The organism is Burkholderia sp. Ac-20353 (genome assembly GCF_017104785.1).
Classification (GTDB): domain Bacteria; phylum Pseudomonadota; class Gammaproteobacteria; order Burkholderiales; family Burkholderiaceae; genus Burkholderia.
In genome coordinates this window covers 20,246-35,959 of record NZ_JAAGPL010000082.1, presented here as the reverse complement: position 1 = coordinate 35,959, position 15,714 = coordinate 20,246, and the positions used below count along the sequence as shown (strand labels likewise).

Annotated in this window: 14 protein-coding genes and 2 pseudogenes; 10 read left to right on the top strand and 6 right to left on the bottom strand. The window is 65.9% G+C overall.

All coding sequences use genetic code 11. The annotated features are described in order from the left end of the window. Positions 1-362, bottom strand: a pseudogene (locus G3N94_RS22645) (DUF2339 domain-containing protein); the annotation flags it as partial. Between the two features lie 558 nt (positions 363-920). Here G3N94_RS22645 and G3N94_RS22640 point away from each other — a divergent pair. From G3N94_RS22640 to G3N94_RS22615, 6 genes and pseudogenes are all read left to right on the top strand, one after another. Beyond that, positions 921-1,742 (top strand): crotonase/enoyl-CoA hydratase family protein, encoded by an 822-nt coding sequence (locus G3N94_RS22640; protein ID WP_205794796.1) that lies wholly within the window; start codon positions 921-923, stop codon positions 1,740-1,742. A gap of 53 nt (positions 1,743-1,795) precedes the next feature. Beyond that, positions 1,796-2,002 (top strand): hypothetical protein, encoded by a 207-nt coding sequence (locus G3N94_RS22635; RefSeq protein ID WP_205794795.1) that lies wholly within the window; start codon positions 1,796-1,798, stop codon positions 2,000-2,002. A 685-nt stretch (positions 2,003-2,687) separates the two neighbouring features. Beyond that, positions 2,688-3,987 (top strand): annotated as a pseudogene (locus G3N94_RS22630) (glycine betaine/L-proline ABC transporter ATP-binding protein); the annotation flags it as partial. Continuing rightward, positions 3,980-4,876 (top strand): choline ABC transporter permease subunit, encoded by an 897-nt coding sequence (gene choW / locus G3N94_RS22625; RefSeq protein WP_205794794.1) that lies wholly within the window; start codon positions 3,980-3,982, stop codon positions 4,874-4,876. The pseudogene G3N94_RS22630 and the gene choW, both read left to right, overlap by 8 nt. Positions 4,877-4,987: 111 nt before the next feature. Continuing rightward, on the top strand, positions 4,988-5,986 hold the full coding sequence (locus G3N94_RS22620; protein ID WP_205794793.1) for a GlxA family transcriptional regulator: 999 nt from the start codon (positions 4,988-4,990) through the stop codon (positions 5,984-5,986). Between the two features lie 104 nt (positions 5,987-6,090). Beyond that, positions 6,091-7,041, top strand: coding sequence for a choline ABC transporter substrate-binding protein (locus tag G3N94_RS22615; protein WP_205794792.1), 951 nt, complete (start codon positions 6,091-6,093; stop codon positions 7,039-7,041). Positions 7,042-7,767: 726 nt separating this feature from the next. On the opposite strand, the gene G3N94_RS22610 is transcribed toward G3N94_RS22615, so the two are convergent. Further along, complete coding sequence (locus G3N94_RS22610; RefSeq protein WP_205794791.1) at positions 7,768-8,196, bottom strand: PACE efflux transporter; 429 nt, start codon at positions 8,194-8,196, stop codon at positions 7,768-7,770. A 149-nt stretch (positions 8,197-8,345) separates the two neighbouring features. Between G3N94_RS22610 and G3N94_RS22605 the strand changes: the two genes are divergently transcribed. Then, the gene (locus G3N94_RS22605) at positions 8,346-9,284 is read left to right on the top strand and encodes a LysR substrate-binding domain-containing protein (protein WP_205794790.1); all 939 of its coding nucleotides are present in this window, start codon (positions 8,346-8,348) and stop codon (positions 9,282-9,284) included. Between the two features lie 93 nt (positions 9,285-9,377). Here G3N94_RS22605 and G3N94_RS22600 read toward each other — a convergent pair whose 3' ends face one another. From G3N94_RS22600 to G3N94_RS22590, 3 genes are all read right to left on the bottom strand, one after another. Next, complete coding sequence (locus G3N94_RS22600; protein WP_205794789.1) at positions 9,378-10,544, bottom strand: exo-alpha-sialidase; 1,167 nt, start codon at positions 10,542-10,544, stop codon at positions 9,378-9,380. A gap of 118 nt (positions 10,545-10,662) precedes the next feature. Beyond that, positions 10,663-10,932, bottom strand: coding sequence for a MoaD/ThiS family protein (locus G3N94_RS22595; RefSeq protein ID WP_124602423.1), 270 nt, complete (start codon positions 10,930-10,932; stop codon positions 10,663-10,665). A gap of 208 nt (positions 10,933-11,140) precedes the next feature. Further along, positions 11,141-11,539: a nuclear transport factor 2 family protein gene (locus G3N94_RS22590; protein ID WP_205794797.1), complete on the bottom strand. Its 399-nt coding sequence runs from the start codon at positions 11,537-11,539 to the stop codon at positions 11,141-11,143. Between the two features lie 80 nt (positions 11,540-11,619). Between G3N94_RS22590 and G3N94_RS22585 the strand changes: the two genes are divergently transcribed. Beyond that, positions 11,620-12,564, top strand: a complete 945-nt coding sequence (locus G3N94_RS22585; protein ID WP_205794788.1) for a LysR substrate-binding domain-containing protein — start codon at positions 11,620-11,622, stop codon at positions 12,562-12,564. Here the strand turns inward: G3N94_RS22585 and G3N94_RS22580 are convergent. Further along, positions 12,561-13,250 (bottom strand): aspartyl/asparaginyl beta-hydroxylase domain-containing protein, encoded by a 690-nt coding sequence (locus G3N94_RS22580; RefSeq protein ID WP_205794787.1) that lies wholly within the window; start codon positions 13,248-13,250, stop codon positions 12,561-12,563. The genes G3N94_RS22585 and G3N94_RS22580 overlap by 4 nt on opposite strands. 261 nt (positions 13,251-13,511) lie before the next feature. On the opposite strand from G3N94_RS22580, the gene G3N94_RS22575 reads away from it, so the two are divergent. Further along, on the top strand, positions 13,512-13,721 hold the full coding sequence (locus G3N94_RS22575; RefSeq protein WP_205794786.1) for a DUF3079 domain-containing protein: 210 nt from the start codon (positions 13,512-13,514) through the stop codon (positions 13,719-13,721). Positions 13,722-14,042: 321 nt separating this feature from the next. After that, positions 14,043-15,710, top strand: coding sequence for a hydroxylamine reductase (gene hcp, locus G3N94_RS22570; RefSeq protein WP_205794785.1), 1,668 nt, complete (start codon positions 14,043-14,045; stop codon positions 15,708-15,710). The last annotated feature ends 4 nt before the right edge of the window (positions 15,711-15,714 follow it).

Here is a 15,714-nt window from a genome sequence, read left to right as displayed (position 1 = left end):
GCGGCCGGCGCAACGGTGCCCGGCGCGGCTCCGGTCGCGGTGCCGGAAGCAGTGCCGGAAGCAGGCGCCATCGTGCCGGACTTCACGCCGGCCAGTTGGCCGCGCAGCGTCGCGATCTCGCGCGTCAGCGTGTCGACCGTCGCTTCGAGGCGCGCGACGCGCTCGGCGAGCGGCACGGGCGGTGCGGCGTTGACCGCGGATGGCTCGGGCGGCGGGGCCTTCGGTTTGCGCTCCCTGAGCGCATGGCCGACGCAGAAGCCGACCGCGCCGCCGAGCAGCGTGCCGGCGGTGCCGGAAAAATCGCCGATCAGCGCGGCGATGCCACCCACGATGAGGCCGATCAGCGCAAAGATCCACGTCATCGGATTCACTCCCTCTCTATGTCGTTATGGTCTTGCGATCGCGAACGGTGTCGGACCGCACCGGACCCGGAGCCGTGCTGAATCAGACACGTCCGGTTCCGGAAAATGCCCGCTTCCGGGCGGATCGGCGGCGCCTGAGCGGCCGGCCTGCGAACCCGCACGACAGACACCGGCGCGCAGGTTGCGTCAGCCGGTGCCGGACGTCGACGGATGCGCGATGGATGCGCGGTGGATGCGTCAACGGTCCGGCGCGCAATGACGGGCAATGACGGGCGCTTCGGGCGCTTCGGGCGCTCCGGGTGGTTCGGCATCCGCGGTCCGGGGCGCGGGTGCAATGGCGGTGGCGTGGGTCGACAACATGGCTCGGAATGGGCCGCGCGGCAGCGCGATCGGGATTGTTTTCCGCGCAATGTAACACAGCCGTGTGGCACGATTTTCGTAGCTGAATTCCGCCAGATGCGGATCCGTCGGCCCGGCGACTGGCGCGGCTGTCCCATGCGATCTCCGGTGGCCTATAACGGACGTGACAGGCGCATGCGTGCCTTTCAGGGGGAGACGATGGACAACGTTCTTTACGCGACGGATGGCGCGATCTGCACGATCACCATCAATCGGCCGGAGCGGCGCAATGCCGTCGACGGTCCGACTGCGTTGCAGCTGACGGACGCGTTCGAGCGGTTCGAAGCCGATGCCGGGCTCGCGGTCGCGATCCTGACGGGCGCCGGCGGCAACTTCTGCGCGGGCGCGGACCTGAAGGCGGCCGGCGATCCGGCGTTGCGCAACCGCGTCGATGCGACGGGGGAAGGACCGGGCCCGATGGGCCCGAGCCGCATGGCGCTGTCGAAGCCGCTGATCGCTGCGATACCGGGGTATGCGGTGGCGGGCGGGCTGGAACTCGCGCTGCTGGCCGACCTCCGCGTCGCGGAAGAGGACGCGATCTTCGGCGTGTTCTGCCGGCGCTGGGGTGTGCCGCTGATCGACGGCGGAACGGTCAGGCTCCCTCGTATCGTCGGGATGGGCCATGCGATGGACATGATCCTGACCGGGCGTCCCGTCGACGTCGCGGAGGCCACGCGCATGGGGCTCGTCAACTACGTTGCGCCAAACGGCGAAGGCCTGTCGTACGCGTTGCGCATCGCGCGGCAGATCGCCCGGTTTCCCCGGCAGTGCATGCTTGCGGACCGGCGCTCCGCATACGATCAATGGGATCTGCCGCTGGCGGAAGCGTTGCGTCGGGAGGGGGCCGCGGGTGCACCGGTCGTGCTGGCGGAGGGCCTCGCCGGCGCCGAGCGATTCAGCGCCGGAGAAGGGCGGCACGGAATGGATTTCGGCTACCTGCGCATGCCGCCGCCGTGCGATCCGCTCGCGCCCGACGGCTGAAAGTCGCTGCCGAAACCGCTCGAGCCGGAACCGCTCGAACCGTGCCCGCCGCCATGGCCGCCATTGTGCTCACTGCCGTGGCCTTCGGCGTGCATCTGCCCATGTCCGCGGCCAGCCATCGCGCCGCCGTGATGAAAGCCGCGATCATGGTCATGGTCGACATGAAAACCGAAGTCACGGTCGTGATCGTGATCGTGGTCATGGTGGCGATGGTGAAAGTGGTCGATATCGACAAAGCCCAGAAAGCCTCCTTCGTATAACGGGTATCCATACCCGGGACCGCAGTCATATTCGGCGCCCGCAGGATTGGACATCACGTATTCGCTGCCACAGGGATACGGATACGCCGATGTCTCGTACGGTGCCGCTGCACATCCGCCCAGCAACGCGGCTGCGATACCCGCTGTCAGGGGGAGAAGAATCACGTGCTGCACGGTAAGACCTCGTCTGATGCGGCGGAACCATTCCGCTACAGATTTAGACTGCGGCGGCGCATGCTTGTCCGGTCAGAGGCGCAGGAATTCGTAACCGCGCATGACAACACGAGGTCACCCAACCTGTCAGGGGGCGCGCATTGTCACGTTGCACCCATGTGCAGCGATCGCCGGTTGGATGCACCTGCGCGCGCGCCGCTTTCATCGGATTTTCGTACGGTCATGCGTTTTTGTCCGAACGCGCATCGTCAGTCGTGCGATTTCGATACACGCTTCTGCGTCCCGCCGGTGCGCGACGCGCGACCACATGCGGGGTGGTCCGATCGGACGTGGAATTGTCGTAAAGCGACGCAGCGCCGCCGCGCGCGAACGGAAGCCGGCGGCCGATTCGCCGCACGCTGCTGCGCACAAGATTGCGCGGTGATGCTTGCCGATGCTGGCGATGCGCGTACTGCGCCGCCGCAAATCGCGTGTGCCGCGCGCCCAGCCACGTCCCGCGCGGCCGGGGGGCGTGCTTCCCCCGTGTCGTATTTGCGCAAGCGTCTGTCGTAATTCGTCGGCAGGCCGGGGTTTTTTCTGGCAACTATGTAGGCACGCTGAGTGACACGCGTGAGTCCCCGCTACACGAGGAGAAGGTTTCGATGGATGCCCCCAAGGTCGTAGTCGAAGGTCTGTGCAAGGTGTTTGGAAGTAATCCGCAGCAGGCGCTCGACATGCTCGCTGCCGGTGCGACGAAGGACGATGTGCTCAAGCGCACCGGCCAGGTCGTCGGCGTGCATAACGTGTCGTTCGACGTGAAGGAAGGCGAAATATTCGTGCTGATGGGCCTGTCCGGCTCCGGCAAATCCACGCTGATCCGTCTCGTGAACCGGCTGGTCGATCCGAGCGCCGGCAAGGTGATGATCGACGGCCTCGACGTCGCGTCGGCGCGCCGCTCGGCGCTCACCGCGCTGCGCCGCAAGGACATGAGCATGGTGTTCCAGTCGTTCGCGCTGATGCCGCATCGCACCGTGGTGTCGAACGCCGCGTTCGGCCTCGAGGTCGCGGGCGTCGGCAAGAAGGAGCGCGAACGGCGTGCGATGGAGGTGCTCGAGCAGGTTGGCCTCGCACCGTTTTCGCACAAGCTGCCGTCCGAGCTGTCGGGCGGGATGCAGCAGCGGGTCGGCCTGGCTCGCGCGCTGGCCGTGAACCCGTCGCTGATGATCATGGACGAGGCGTTCTCCGCGCTCGATCCGCTCAAGCGCCGGGAAATGCAGGATGTGCTGTTGCAACTGCAGAAGGAACAACGCCGCACGATCATGTTCGTGTCGCACGATCTGGAGGAAGCGCTGCGCATCGGCAACCGCATCGCGATTATGGAAGGTGGCCGGCTCGTGCAGGTCGGCACGCCGCAGGACATCATCGCGAACCCGGCCGACGACTACGTGCGCGCGTTCTTCGATGGCATCGACACGAGCCGCTACCTGACGGCCGGCGACCTGATGCAGACGGGCGCCGTGCCGATCGTGTCGAAGTGCGATGCCGCGAACGTCGCGGCGACGCTGAACGGCAGTGCCGAATACGCATTCGTGCTCGACGCCGAACGCAAGATTCGCGGCTTCGTCACGCGCGATGCGATCGGTCAGACCTCGCCGTCCGTGCGGCCGATCGAAAGCATCCGCCGCGATGCGTCACTCGAACATGTCGTCGCGCGCGTGGTCGCGAGCCCGAACGCACTGCCCGTCGTCGACGACGACGGCTGCTACTGCGGCTCGGTCGACCGTGCGCTCATCCTGAAGGCCATCACGCGTTCGCGAGGCTCCCATGTCTGAAATGATTCCGCTCGGTAGCTGGGTCGACCAGTCCGTTCATTACCTGCTCGACCACGACGCAAAGACGTTCGACGCGATCGGTCAAGCGATCGAGGGTCTCGCGGCATTCGTCGAGCACAGCCTGCAGGCGATCCCGATGTGGCTGATGATGGCGATCTTCATCGGCGTCGGCCTGTGGCGGGTGGGCTGGCGCTTCGCGCTGTTCACGACCGCGTCGCTGCTCTTGATCTTCGCGACGGGCTTCTGGGACCAGACCGTGATCACGCTCGGCCTCACGCTGTCGTCGACGATCATCAGCCTCGTGCTCGGCATCCCGCTCGGCGTCTGGGCCGCGAAGAGCAAGTGGGTCGCGGCGACCGTGCGTCCGATCCTCGACCTGATGCAGACGATGCCGGCGTTCGTCTACCTGATTCCGGCCGCGATGCTGTTCGGTCTCGGCCGCGTGCCGGGGATCCTGTCGACGGTGATTTTCGCGATGCCGCCTGCCGTGCGCCTCACGAGCCTCGGCATCCGCCACGTGAACCGCGAGATCGTCGAAGCCGGCCAGGCGTTCGGCTGCACGCCGTGGCAGCTGCTGTACAAGGTGCAGTTCCCGAACGCGCTGCCGTCGATCATGCAGGGCGTGAACCAGACGATCATGATGGCGCTGTCGATGGTGATCATCGCGTCGATGGTCGGCGCGGGCGGCCTCGGCAACGACGTGCTCGCCAGCATCCAGCGTCTCGACATCGGCCTCGGCTTCGAGAGCGGCCTGTCGGTGGTGCTGCTCGCGATCATTCTCGACCGCATCACCGAAAGCTTCGGTCGCGCGCCGGGCACCGTGAAGGCGCCGCTGTTCTCGGGCCTGAAGCAGCTGTTTCGCGTCAAGGCCGCGACCGCGCAGGCCTGATTGACCGGCGGCCGGCGTTTCTCCCGGCCGCCTTCTTTTGTGTTTCGCATCGGCTGCCGTGGCGTGCGCCACGGCGCTGATCTCGTGCAACCTGCTCGTTAGGAGAGCGATGTGACGTCCGCCGCGGCTGTTGCCCCCGACGCTTGCGTTTCACCGGTTTCGTCGCTCGCGCACTTCGGTTTTCTGACGCTGCCGAATTTCTCGATGATCGCGTTCTCGAGTGCGGTCGAAGTCTTGCGGATGGCGAACTACGTCGCGCGCGCCGATCACTACCGGTGGTCGATCTATTCGCTCGACGGCGCGCCCGTGCACGCGAGCAACGGCATCGCGGTGCGGCCGACGCAGGCGCTCGACCACACGCAGCTGCCGGACGTGATGATCGTGTGCGGCGGCATCCGGATCCGCGACGTCGTCGACGGCGGCGCGCGCGACACGCTCGCGGCGCTCGCCGAGCGCGGCCTGCCGCTCGGCGGCATCTGCACGGGCGCCTATGCGCTGATGTCGAGCGGCCTGCTCGACGGCTACCGCTGCACCGTGCATTGGGAGAACCTGTCGGCGCTGCACACCGAGTTTCCGGACGTGCATTTCGCGGACGAGCTGTTCGTCGTCGATCGCGACCGCCTGACCTGCACCGGCGGCACCGCGCCGCTCGACCTGATGCTGAACCTCGTCGGCACGCGTTTCGGGCAGCAGCTCGCCGCGCAGGTGTCCGAACAGTTCATCCTCGAACGGATCCGCAGCGCGACCGATCCGCAGCCGATTCCGGTCGATGCGCGCGTCGGCTTTTCGCGCGCGGAGCTGATCGAGGTCGTGCGGCTGATGGAGGCGAACATCGAGGAGCCGCTGTCGCTCGACGAGCTCGCACGGCTCGTGCGGCTGTCGCAGCGGCATCTGCAGCGGATGTTCAAGGTCTACCTGAACGTGTCGCCGACCCACTATTACCTGACGCTGCGCCTGAAGCGCGCGCGCGACCTGCTGCGCACGACCGACGCGTCGATCGCGCGCGTGACGACGATCTGCGGGTTTCACTCGCCGTGCCATTTCAGCAAGGCGTACCGCGCGCAGTTCGGGCATGCACCCAGTTACGAACGCCGGCTGCCGGGACACTGAACGGCGCCGTCAAACGGCCCGTGACGCCGCCGGGATCGCGGCGCACGGCTTCCATCAATGATCCCGGATTTCATGCGAACGACATCACTTTGAGGAGAGGAAAGATGAAGCGACTACTGATCGCAGCGGCATGTGGCGTCGGGATTGCCGCCGCGCCGGTTTCGGCGGTTTATGCGGCCGATCCGCCGGTGTGCAAGACCGTGCGCTTCGCGGACGTCGGCTGGTCCGACATCGCCGCGACGACCGGTCTCGCATCGGCGATGCTGCAGGGGCTCGGTTACGCGCCGACGAAGACGATCGCATCGGTGCCGATCACGTTCGCAGGGATCAAGAGCAAGCAGATCGACGTGTTCCTCGGCTACTGGTCGCCGACGATGGACCCGATCATCCAGCCGTTCACGAAGGCCGGCACGATCAAGGTGCTCGCGACGCCGAACCTGACCGGCGCGAAATACACGCTCGCGGTGCCCGACTATGTGTACCAGGGCGGCCTGAAGTCGTTCGCGGACATCCAGAAGTTCGCGGACAAGCTGAATGGCAAGGTCTACGGGATCGAGCCAGGGAATGACGGCAACGCGCTGATCAAGAAGATGATCGACGGCAACCAGTTCGGACTTGGCAAGTTCAAGCTCGTCGAGTCGAGCGAGGCGGGGATGCTGGTCGAGGTGAACCGCGCGATTCGCGACAAGCAGTGGATCGTGTTCCTCGGCTGGGAGCCGCATCCGATGAACGTGCAGATGAAGATCGACTACCTGACCGGTGGTGATGACGTGTTCGGGCCGAACTATGGCGAGGCGAAGGTGCTGACGGCGACGCCGCCCGACTACGCGCAGCGCTGCCCGAACGTCGCGAAGTTCGTGTCGAACCTGCAGTTCACGACGTCGATCGAGAATCACGTGATGGTGCCGATCATGAACAAGGAGGAGCCGAACAAGGCGGCTACCGAATGGCTGAAGGCGAATCCGCAGTCGCTCGACAAGTGGCTCGCGGGGGTGACGACGATTGACGGGAAGCCGGGGCTGCCAGCGGTGAAGGCTTATCTCGGGATTCATTGAGGTAGGGGGTGGTTCGCGCAGGGGATGCGTGAACGGGTGACGGTGGATTGCAGATTGGGTGATCCGCCGTTGTAGAGCGGCCTTCTCGCTTGATGCGGGAAGGCCGTTTTGCTTTTTGGGGGCCCGGCGAAGTTTTCGTTCGCGATTTGCGTAGATCGGTGCGGTAGTCGCAATGCCTGCGTCATCCGGAACGTTGGGCTTTCGTAGGCGATCAGCCACGACACTGTCGGGCAAAGTACTCGTCAACGGCCAACACATCGCAGCTCAGGCGTCATATCGGACTCTTGTTCCTATGGAAACTCATTGAAAACTGGTGCCGCAAATTTCGAACTCGTCTGATTGATTCTCCATTCTCGTTCGCGCAAATTATGTGCGGAGCAATCCTCACAATTTGTCGAGACAGGAAATCCGGATGAAGAACGAGCGGACGGCTCAGACTCGCCTTTTCGCCAATATCCGGTCATTGGCGATCAATATATCGCGATGGGCAGGCAGGTACCCATGGGCCTAGCATCAAATGCCTGTTGCCTCGTATTTCCGGCGAGCGCGTAAAGTTCGATGGAGCGGGACCATATTCCTCAACAAGTTCACGACGTCGATCGAGAACCAAGTGATGGTGCCGACCATGAACAAGGAGGATTCGCACAAAACGGCCACCGAATGACCGACGGCGAATCCGCGTAGCACGTGCTCGTGCACGACCGCCGCGCTTACGTTGCGTGTCGCTCAACCCGTCCGCTTCGTCGCAGCCGGCACGTCGAACACGCGATCGAACGCCCACTGGAACACGAACGCATAACAGAAGAAAAACGCGAACAGCCCGAGGTCGACGAACAACGCGTCGAGCCACGAGATCTTCAGCCACCACGCGACGATCGGCACCAGAATGAAGATTAGCCCACCCTCGAATCCGCATGCGTGGACGATGCGGCGCCGGAGCGTCCGCGTGCGTTTTGCCTGTGCCGATTCCCACCGTTCGAACGCGGTGTTGTACAGCATGTTCCACAGCAGCGCGATCACCGACAGCGTGACCGACAGGCCGCCCGAATACACGAGATCCTGTCGGAAGATCACGGAGATCGCAGGCGAGAGGCAGCCGATCGCGATCGCTTCGTAGAGGATCGCCTGCGTGATCTTGCGGGGTAGGCCTTGCACGTGACGGCTCCTTCGATGGATGCGGATGTGGATGCGGCCGCGGGCTGCGCCGCCACGCCAGACTAGGCGCGTTGCACGCAGGGTTCAATTCACCTAATCTCAACCCGATTGAATTGAACTCAACCGGCCGCACCGGCCTGCGAGGCCCCGTGTTCTCGAGAATTCCCCTGACCGCGCTGCGTGTATTCGAATCGTCGGCCCGCCTAGGCACGTTCAAGGCCGCGGCGCAGGAGCTGTCCGTGACGCCTGCCGCGGTGTCCCACCAGATCAAGTCGCTCGAGAGCCGGCTCGGCGTGCTGCTGTTCGATCGCGGCCCGGGCGGCGCGCGGCTCACCGGCGACGGCGAGCGGCTGTTTCGCGTATGCCACGACGCACTGCTCGCGCTGAGCCGCGGGCTCGACACGGTGCGTCCGGAGCCGCCCGAGCGCACGCTCGTCCTGACCACGACGCCCGCGTTTGCGTCGATGTGGCTGATTCCGCGTCTCGGCCGCTTTCAGCAGATCGACCCGCACCTGCATATCAAGGTCGAAACCGGTAACGCGCTCGTCGATCTCGAACGCGACGCGCGCGTGGACCTCGCGATCCGCGCGACCGCACGCGATTTCCCGACGCTATTCCAGCACGAGCTGATCGACGAATATTTCGGCGCGTATGCGGCCGCCGGCTTCGACGCGGATCGCCCGGACGGGCGGCTGGACCTGATCGAGATCGCCTGGGATACGCCTGCACCCTTGTCGGTCGACTGGCCGTCATGGTGCCGCGCGGCAGGGCGGGACGGGTGGCTGCAACGCGCGGTGTTCCGGCATTACGACGACGAGCACTATGCGCTGCAGGCCGTGCTGCACGGGCAGGGTGTCGTGCTGGCGAGTTCGGTGCTGGTCGCCGAGCACGTCGAACGGCGCGCGCTGACGCCGGTCGAGCCATCGGTGCGGCTCGCGGGGACGCGCTATCTCGCGTTGTGCCGGCCCGGTCGCGAACGGCAGCCGCAGGTCAGGCAGTTCCTCGACTGGCTCGATGGCGAACTCGCACAGACGCACGCGGCGATCGCGCGGATGACGCGACGCGGTTCGCCCGCACATCGCGCGTGAAGCATCGATCCGTCCGCCGCTGAGCGCATCCGGGCGAAGGCCGGCGAACGAACGGGCGCGCAGGCGTTCGCCCCATTCGCTGGCCCCGCGCAGTCAACCGAACCGGACGCAATAAACCGGCGGCAAATGCGCGGAAACCAGATGCCAGTTTTCGCCTCCGTCGTTGGACGTCCATAGCGCGCCGGTCGTCGACCCCATCGCGAGGCGCGCGCCGGAGTCATCTACCGCGAGCCCGTGCCGATACACGAGGTCGTACGCCGGTGCCGGCGGCAGCCCGCTCGAGAAACGCTCGAACGTACGGCCGCCGTCACGGGTGCGCGTGACCACGAATCGGCCACTCACCGGGATCCGGCACGCGTCTTTCACGGCAGGCACGAACCACGCGGTGTCCGGCTCGCGCGGGTGCACGGCAACCGCGAAGCCGAAGCTCGAAGGCTGAGCCTCGATCCGCTGCCAATGCGCGGCCCCGTCGGTCGAGCGGAAGATCGCGCAGTGATGCTGCGTCCACAGGACATCCGGGTTGGCCGCGCATTGCACGACGCGGTGCGGGTCCTGCACGTTCGCATCGCCGCGCCGCTCGGGCGGCATGTAATCGGCCTCCATGCCGTCGGCGCTCACGCGCCAGGTCGCGCCGCCGTCACCGCTTTGCCAGACGCCGCCGCACGACACGCCGATCGTCACATGCCGGCTGTCGCGTGGATCGACCATCACCGAATGGATGCCCGGCGCGTCGTAGCCGCCTCCGAACCATTCGCGGCGCTCCGGGCGATCCCACAGCGCACGGTTGAGCACCCAGGTGTCGCCGCCATCGCCGGAGCGGAACAGCCCGCCGGGAATCGTACCGGCCCACAGCACGCCCGGCTCGTCCGGGCCGCCGGTCTCGAGCGACCAGATCTGCTGAAGCGTCCACGGCGGCCGTGGCGGGGTGGGGCCGGCGTCGCCCGCAGCGTCCGCGTTTGCACTCGAGCCCGTGCTCGCGCCCGCGCCGTTATCGGCACGCGGTTCGTCCGCAGGTTGCGGCGGGTAGACGGGGACAGCACATTCTTCCCAGTCAGCCATGCCCGCGCGCTGGCGATGCAACTTCACGCCGAAATGGCCGAGATTGAGCGCGGCATACAGCGATCCGTCGCGCGGGTCGGGCAGCACCATGCTGACCGGCTCACCGACGAAGTGTGGCTCGCCGAGCGTCCAGCCGCCATTTCCATCGGCCTGCAGAACGAACAGCCCCTTGCGGGTTGCGACAAGCAATCGGTCGTTCATGTCGGGTGTCTCCTGTCGATCCGTGTTGGCGCGCTAGCGCTTGTTCGGGTCCCATGCTTCGCTTCGGCTCCGATGCGCTTGGCAGTCCAATGCAAAGCCAGAATAAAGATGCGACCCCTTATCCGCCAGACAGCGCTTGCACGACGTAAACCCGGCTTGCGTCGCCGAGCGCATCGGACAGGTGCTGCCGGTCGCGCACTCGCTGGCCGTCGATGAACACCGCGAGATGCTGTCGCAGCGCGCCCTGGTCGTCGAGGATGTAGCCGCGCAGCCGAGGTTGCTCGCCGAAGACGGTCTCGAGCGCTTCACCGAGCGTGCGTGCGTCGATCTCGCGCTCGGGCGTTTCGATATGCCGCTGAATCGAGGCTGCGAAGAAGATGTGCGCCATGGCGGGTAGCCGGCAGGGGAGCCGCGCGGGTGTGGACGGGGCCGATGGTTCTGTAGTTTAGGCGATCCACAGGGTGCTTTCGGGCCGTGTCATGCGTCAGGTGACAGATCGCGTGACATCGAGACGCACAGGGGCAGCAAACACCCCTTTCCCCACACATTCCCGAAGCACCGAAAACTCCCCCCGACCGATCCGCCGCCTCGTTCGCCTACGCATACTTGTCGCCGACCATACTCCTGACCGGATGCGTGTCATAGACGATCACCATCCGCTCGATGAGCCCGCTGTCGTCGAACTCGAACACGTCGACGCATTCGAACTGCACCGCGGAGCCGTCCTTCAGCCCCCAGTCGTAGATGAAATAGCCGGTCGCGCGACGCGCGCCGGTCGTGCTGACGCAGATGTCGATCGGCGTGATCCTGCTTTGCCCGGACGCCGCGTCGACCTTGTCGAAGAAGGGCTTCGGCTGCATCCAGCCGAGAAACGGCGAAAAAATCCGTGCATCCGGCGTGAACAACGCGCAGATCGCGGCGACGTCGCCGCGCTCGAGCGCCTTCAGGTAGGTATCGACCTGCCGCGTGTATAGTGCGTCCGACGACGAGACCATCATCTTTCTCCGCTGATTGTTGACGAGCCGGCCCGCGAGAACCGATGCGGATCCGGCGCAGCCACGATAGCGATGCACCGATGACCGAACAATCGAAAAATCCGCAACCCGGGTATGCGGCGCATGCATACCCGCTGGCCGATCTCACGCGTTCGCTGCCGCCATTGACGGCGTTCCAGTCGTTCGTCGCCGCTGCCGAGCTCGGCAGCTTCAGCCGTGCCGCCGACCATCTGTGCCGGACCCAGGGCGCAGTGAGCCGTCAGGTGCAGCAACTGGAAGCGCATTACCGGTGCGCGCTGTTCGTGCGTCACGCGTCGGGGCTGACGCTGACCGCGGACGGCAGCGCGTTGCTGACGGTGGCCATCAACGTGCTCACGCAACTGGCTTGCCACGCAGACGTCCATGCGCGCTCCGCGTCGGTTCTCACGTTGCGGCTGCCTTCCACGTTCGCGATCCGCTGGCTGCTTCCCAGGCTCCCGGCGATCAATCAGGCACTGCCGCGCACCGAGCTGCGCATCCACACGTCGGCAGACGACACGCCGGATTTCACCGAGGCCGACGTCGATGCGATCGTCGTGCGCGGCGCCGGACGCTGGGCGGGGATGGTGTCGATGCCGTTGTTCGACGAGTGCCTCACGCCGATGTGCACGCGCGAACTGGCCGCATCGCTAAAGTCGCCCGCCGACCTCGCGCAGGTGACGCTGCTTCATCCCGGCCGTGGCCACGACGAATGGCGCTGCTGGCTCGATGCCGTCGGCGCGACGCAGGTCGACCCGCGCGCCGGGCTCGTATTCGACACCCTCGAACTGACGCTCACCGCTGCGGCGCAGGGGCATGGCGTCGCGATCGGCGATCCGCGAATGGCGAGGGACCGGCTCGACGCCGGTGCGCTGGTCGCGCCGTTTTCCGACGTCGTGCGCAATGGCCTCGGCTACTTCCTCGTCTATCCGTCCCAGCGCGCCACGCAACCCAGGATTCGTGCGCTTGCGGAGATCCTGACGCGCGTCGCGCAGGAAGCGCGCTAGACCTGAATCGACCGGCCCCGTATCCGTATCCCGAGCCGCACGATCCCGATCACCGCATTCGACAGCCACGTCAGCGCGCGCGGCATCCCGCGCCGGCGGATGTCGAGCAGCAGCACGATTCGCACTTCGTCGCTGTCGTTCCACACCTCATGCACGAACGTGTCGTCCCACAGCAGGAAGCGGCCTTCGTCGAGCCGGTACTCGCGCCCGTCGACCTTCAGCACGGCGGCGGGCGAACCGTCCGCGCGCTTCGGCATCGACAGCACGAGATAGCCGCGCAGGATCCCGCGGAACGGGCCGCGATGCGGCGGGATGTGCTTGCCCGGTGCGAGGAACGACAGCGACGCGGACAGCACGTCGGGCGATGCCGCGACGATCGACGCGACGGTCGGGCAGCGCGACAGGTTACGTGGAAACGGCTGGCCGTAGGCCTGCATGATGAACATCCGCCAGTCGCGCGCATCGTTCGCGGAGATGTCGTGCTGCTCGCGCATGATCTCGTGAAAGCGCGGGATGCGCGACAGGTCGTGCGCGACCTCGAGCGCCTCTGCGCGGATCGCCGGCCATGCGCGGACGAAGCGCTCGGCGTCCGGAAAGGCGGCGACGTCGAGCACCGCGCCGCTGTCGATATGGCGGTCGTAGAGCGTACGGAGCAGGCCGGCAGCGTAGTCGTAGGCGGCGGACATGGTCGATCGGGCGGCAGACGGGTGCGATGGGCTGCGGACAGTCTGCCTGAACGCCCGGAGGGGGGGCATTACGTCAGGTTACACCTGCTGACGAAATGGTGACGGGTCGCGCACACGATGCCGGATCGACGCCGGCGGCGGGATGACGCATCCGGCAAGCATTGATCGAATCCGCATGGAGACATGCGAAAGAATGTCGCATCGCCGGTCTTCAAGCGTGCACTAGAGTCGATGTCGTACCAGCATGGACGACATTGAGCGATGGCCAAGAAATTCCCACTGCATCCGCTGCATCCGGAAAGAATCTGCTGGGGATGCGACAACTACTGTCCGACACAGTCGATGCGTTGCGGCAACGGCTCGAGTCGCACCCAGCATCCGGCCGAACTGCTCGGCGACGACTGGTATCAGGTCGGCGACTGGGGCATCGAGGATCCCGACGCGCAGGCGGAGTCGGGCAAGCCGGCATAGCGATTCGGCAAGCGGCAGACACCATTCACACGAGCGATCACCGCGACCGAGTGTCGCGCCGGGCGCGCGCGTTTGCCGCCTGATGCCTGTCTTTCCCGCATACACAAGCACTTCCTCGCAGACACACGCCCCCACTTCCACCCGACACCGAATCGAATTTCTTGATCGGCGTCAGGGTGACGAAACAGCAGCCAGTGGATCATTTAAAAAGATGCATACACAACGCATCTTGAAGCGGGCGAGCTGTCCGGCACGTATGCAAAGCGCAATCCGTGACCGTCTGCACCGACCCGCGCCCCACGATCGAACAAGGAGAGAACCGTGTTTTGCTACCAATGCGAACAGACCGACCGGACCGGCGCACGCCCCGGTTGCGCATCGGCGAAGGGTAACTGCGGCAAGGACGCAACGACGGCCGACCTGCAGGACCTGCTCGTTCATGCGGTGAAGGGAATTGCGCAGTACGCGTCGCAGGCGCGCGGCATGGGCCAGCCTGACCGCGGCGCCGACCGGTTCATCCTGTACGCAATGTTCACGACGCTGACCAACGTGAATTTCCACGCGGCGCGCTTCGTTACGTTGCTGCGCGAGGCTGCGCAGATCCGCGACCGGGTGAAGGGCACGTGCGAGGCGCTTGCACGAGACAAGGGGACGGCACTGCCGACCCTCACCGGCCCCGCAGCGTGGCAGCCGGCCGAGGATCTTGCCGGCCTGCTGGAACAGGCCGCGAAAGTCGGGATCGACGCGGGCCTCGACAACGTCGGCCCGGATATCGTCGGGCTGCGTGCGCTGGTCGTCTACGGCCTGAAGGGCGTGTGCGCGTATGCGCATCATGCGCAGGTGCTCGGCGCCGAGAGCGAGGACGTCTACGCGGATGTGGAGGCGGCGCTCGAATTTCTCGCACGCGAGCCTGCCGACCTCAACGCGCTGCTGATGAAGGCGCTCGACCTGGGCCGCGTGAACCTGAAGGTGATGGAACTGCTCGACGGCGCCAATACCGGCCGCTTCGGCGCGCAGCAGCCGACCGCCGTGCGCGTGTCGCCGGTGGCGGGCAAGGCGATCCTCGTATCCGGCCACGATCTCGGCGACCTGCATGCGTTGCTCGAGCAAACGGCGGGAACGGGTATCCAGGTCTATACGCACGGCGAAATGTTGCCTGCCCATGCATACCCGACGCTGAAGGCGTTCCCGCATCTCGCCGGCAACTACGGCGGCGCGTGGCAGGATCAGCAGAGCGACTTCGCGCATTTCCCGGGGCCGATCCTGATGACGTCCAACTGCATCATCGAGCCGTTGCCGCAGTATCGGCAGCGGATCTTCACGACCGGGCCGGTCGGCTGGCCGGGCGTGCGCCATCTCGAGCACCACGATTTCTCGACGCTGATCCAGGCCGCGCGCGCGTTGCCCGGTTACCCGGCGTCGGCGCCGGAGGAGACCATCACGGTCGGCTTCGGCCGGCACGCGGTGCTCGGTGTCGCAGACAAGGTGATCGACGCGGTGAAGGCCGGACAGATCCGCCATTTCTTCCTGATCGGCGGCTGCGACGGCGCCGCGCCGGGCCGCAACTACTACACGGAGTTCGCTGAACAGGCGCCCGACGATACGGTCGTGATGACGCTCGGCTGCAACAAGTACCGCTTCAATCGTCACGCGTTCGGCGACATCGGCGGCATTCCGCGTCTGCTCGACCTCGGGCAATGCAACGACAGCTACTCGGCGATCCGTATCGCCACCGCGCTTGCCGATGCATTCGACTGCACCGTGAACGACTTGCCGCTGTCGCTGGTGATTTCGTGGTTCGAGCAGAAAGCGGCGGCCGTGCTGCTGACGCTGCTCGCGCTCGGCCTGCGCAATATCCGGCTCGGGCCGACGCTGCCGGCATTCCTCACGCCGGGCGTGCTCAACGTGCTGGTCGAACAGTTCGGCATCCAGCCGATCGGGGAAGCCGGTGCCGATCTCGCCGCGTCGCTAGCACGCAAGGCTGCGTGACGCA